This window comes from Corallococcus sp. AB038B, assembly GCF_003668955.1.
Lineage (GTDB): Bacteria > Myxococcota > Myxococcia > Myxococcales > Myxococcaceae > Corallococcus > Corallococcus exiguus.
Genome location: NZ_RAWO01000026.1, coordinates 1 through 4,048, shown reverse-complemented (window position 1 = coordinate 4,048; position 4,048 = coordinate 1). Strand labels below are relative to the sequence as shown.

The 4,048-nt window shown below is 68.9% G+C and carries 1 protein-coding gene; it reads left to right on the top strand.

Annotation, left to right across the window (positions count from 1 at the left end; genetic code table 11):
• Positions 1 to 4,048, top strand: a 4,048-nt coding sequence (locus tag D7Y04_RS42105; RefSeq protein WP_147477321.1) for a non-ribosomal peptide synthetase, incomplete at both ends; no start/stop codon positions are given.

The window sequence follows — 4,048 nt, the reverse complement described above, 5'->3', positions numbered from 1 at the left end:
TCGACTTCCAGGTGAAGGTGCGCGGCTTCCGCATCGAACTGGGCGAAATCGAAGCCGCGCTCCGTCGCGCCCCAGGCCTCAAGGACGCCGTCGTCGTCGCCAAGGGCGAAGCCGCCGACAAGCGCCTCGTCGCCTACGTCACGCCCAAGGCCGAGGCATCCCTGGAAGTAGAGGCCCTCAAGACGCATCTGCGCCAGGGCCTCCCTGAGTACATGGTGCCCGCCACCTTCGTGGTGATGGACGCCCTGCCCCTCAACTCCAATGGCAAGGTGGACCGCAAGGCACTGCCGGAGCCGGAGGCACCTCAGTCCGGCAACACCTACGTGGCGCCTCGCACGGAAGTCGAAGCGAAGCTGGCCTCCATCTGGGCGGAAGTCCTCCGCCTGCCCCAGGTGGGCGTGAAGGACTCCTTCTTCGAGCTGGGTGGCCACTCGCTGCTGGCCACGCAGGTGGTCTCGCGCGTGCGCGCGGAGTTCAGCGTGGAACTGCCTCTGCGCGCGCTCTTCGAGTCCCCCACCGTGGAGGCGCTCGCGGTTCGTCTGATGGGGCTGACCCGCACGAGCACTTCGCAACTCACCCGCGTCTCGCACGACGGTCCGCTGCCGCTGTCCTTCGCGCAGCAGCGGCTGTGGCTCATTGATCAGCTCGAACCGGGCAGCCCCCTCTACAACGTGCCCGTCGCCGTCCGACTGGAAGGCCACCTCCGCACGCATGTGCTGGAGCGTGCCCTGCAGGAAGTCGTGCGCCGACACGACGCCCTGCGCACCACCTTCACCCAGGTGGACGGAGAGCCGGTCCAGCGCATCCACCCCGACAGTCCGGTGCCACTGGGGCTCGTGGACCTCTCGGACCTGCCGGAGGCGCAACGCGATCCCGAAGCGCGGTTCCAGGTGGAACAGGAGATGCGCCGGCCCTTCGACCTGCACACCGGTCCGCTCGTCCGCACACTGCTCTTCAAGCTGGCCGAACACGAGCACGTGCTCGTCGTCACCCTGCACCACATCGTCTCCGACGGATGGTCGCTGGGTGTGCTGGTGCGTGAAGTCACCGCCCTCTACGCGGCCTTCTCCGCGGGACAGCCGTCGCCCCTGCCTGCGCTTCCCGTGCAGTACGCGGACTACGCGGACTGGCAGCGCCGCACGCTCTCGGGTGAGACGCTGCGGCAGGAAATGGCCTACTGGGAGGGGAAGCTCTCCGGCGCTCCGGCCGTGCTGGAGCTGCCCATCGACCGGCCGCGTCCTGCGGTCCGGAGCACCTCGGGCGCGACCTTCGGCTTCACCCTGTCGAGGGAGCTGACGGAAGCCCTCCGCAGCCTGGGCCACCGTGAAGGCGGTTCGCTCTTCATGGTGCTGCTCGCGGCATGGCAGGGCCTGCTTGCGCGCTACACGGGACAGCAGGACCTCAGCGTGGGCTCGCCCATCGCCGGCCGCACGCGCGCGGAGACGGAGGGCCTCATCGGCTTCTTCGTCAACACGCTCGTCCTGCGTGCGAAGGTGAACGAGGGCCAGTCCTTCCAGACGCTGCTCCAGCAGGTGCGCGCCACGGTGTTGGACGCGTACGAGCACCAGGAGGTGCCGTTCGAAAAGCTGGTGGAGGTCCTGCAGCCGACCCGCAGCCTCAGCCACACGCCTCTCTTCCAGACGCTGCTCGCGCTCCAGAACGTGCCCACCGAGGACGTGCGCCTCCCAGAACTCCGTCTACGCGGACTGGAAGCCACCCAGTCGACGTCGAAGTTCGACGTGAGCGTCTTCTTCACGGAGACGTCCGAAGGACTGCGAGGCACGCTGGAGTACAGCACCGCGCTCTTCGAGCGGAGCACGATGGAGCGGATGGCCCGCCACCTGAGCACGCTGCTGGAGGCCGTGGCCGCGAAGCCCGAGCAGCCCATGGCCCACCTGCCGCTCCTCTCCAACGACGAGCGCCAGCGCCTCCTCGTGGAGTGGAACGACACGGGCGTCACCAGCCCGACGGAGGTTCCCGTCCACGTCCACTTCGCCCGGCAGGCCCAGCGCACGCCTCACGCTGTTGCCCTCGCGCTGGGGGATGATGCGCTGACGTACGCCCAGCTGGACACGCGCGCGAACCAACTGGCGTGGCACCTGCGCAGCCTCGGTATCGCCCCGGGTGCACGCGTGGGCCTTGCCGTCGAGCGTTCCTTCGAGCTGGTGACGGCGCTCCTCGCCATCCTCAAGGTGGGCGCGGCCTTCGTCCCCGTGGACCGCAATGCGCCCGTGGAACGCATCGCCATGCTGCTGGAGGACGCGGACGTGGGCGTAGTTGTCACTCACCAGCCCTTCGCTTCACTCCTGCCCGCTTCCGGCACCCGCGTCTGGCTGGATGCCCAGTCCGCGGAGATCGCTTCGCGGCCCACGCATGCGCCCGACGTCTCAGTGGATGGCGAGTCTCTCGCCTACGTCATGTTCACGTCCGGCAGCACCGGCCGTCCCAAGGGCGTCTGCGTGCCGCACCGGGGCATCACGCGCCTCGTGCTCGGCAGCACCTTCATGCGCTTCAGGCCCGACGAAGTCTGGCTCCAGTTCGCACCGGTGGCCTTCGATGCCTCCACGCTCGAAATCTGGGGTGCGCTGCTGCACGGCGCGAAGCTCGCCCTCGCTCCGCCGCACTCCCTCTCCCTGGAGGAACTGGCCGCCCAGCTGCGCCACCACCGCGTGACGTCCCTGTGGCTCACCGCCGCCCTCTTCGAGCAGATGGCCCTGCACCAGGGTGAAGCACTCGCGGGCGTGCGTCAGGTCCTTGCCGGTGGCGATGTGCTGCCTGCGGCCCGTGTGCGCGAACACCTTGCGCGCATCCCGGAAGGCACCACCTTCATCAACGGCTACGGCCCCACGGAGAACACCACCTTCTCCACCACCTTCGCCATGCAGCACGGCACGCGCGTGGAAGGCGCCATCTCCATTGGTCGGCCGCTCTCCAACTCCACCGTCTACGTGCTCGACGCGCACCTGCACCCGGTGCCCGTGGGCGTCGCGGGTGAGGTGTACGTCGGAGGACAGGGCCTGGCCTGGGGCTACCTGAATCGTCCCGAGCTGACCGCGGAACGCTTCGTCCCCCATCCCTTCGCATCCACTTCGGGCGAGCGCCTCTACCGCACGGGCGACCAGGCCCGTTGGAGGGAGGACGGCACCATCGACTTCCTGGGCCGCGTCGACTTCCAGGTGAAGGTGCGGGGCTTCCGCATCGAGTTGGGCGAAGTCGAAGCCGCCCTGCGCTCCGCCACCGGCGTCAACGAGGCCATCGTCGTGGCTCGGGGCACGGACGCGGACAAGCGCCTTGTCGCCTACGTCACCCCGAGCGAAGGCCAATCGCTGGACGCGGACATCCTCAAGGCAGGCCTCAAGCAGCGGCTGCCCGAGTACATGGTGCCGTCGGCCATCGTGGTGCTGGACTCCCTGCCCCTCAACGCCAACGGCAAGGTCGACCGCAAGGCCCTGCCCGAGCCCGACGCCCTCGCCGTCGAGGCCCGGGACTTCGTCGCTCCCCGCGACGCGCTTGAAATGCAGCTCGCTCGCATCTGGGAAGACGTCCTCGGCGTCCGCGCCGTCGGCGTCCGCTCCAGTTTCTTCGAGTTGGGCGGCCACTCCCTGCTCGCCGTGCGCATGGTCGCCGCTGTGCGCGAGCGCCTCGGCCAGTCGATTCCTCTCTCCATCCTCTTCCAGCAGCCCACCATCGAGCAGCTCGCCCAGGTGCTTCGCGACGACTCGCAGGACTGGACACCCCTCGTCCCGCTGGAGCGCGGAGAACCCGACCAGCGTCCTCTCTTCCTCGTCCACCCAGGCGGAGGCAACGTCCTCGCGTACTCGGAGCTGGCGCGCCGGCTGGGGCCCTCACTGCCCGTCTACGGCCTCCAGTCGCGCGGACTCGACGGACAGCCCGTCGCCGAGTCCATCGAGGAAATGGCCACCCTCTACATCGAAGCCATCCGCACGGTGCAGCCTCACGGCCCCTACCAACTGGGAGGCTGGTCTCTCGGCGGCGTCATCGCCTACGAGATGGCCCGTCGCCTGCGCGAGGCCGGTGAAGCCGTGGA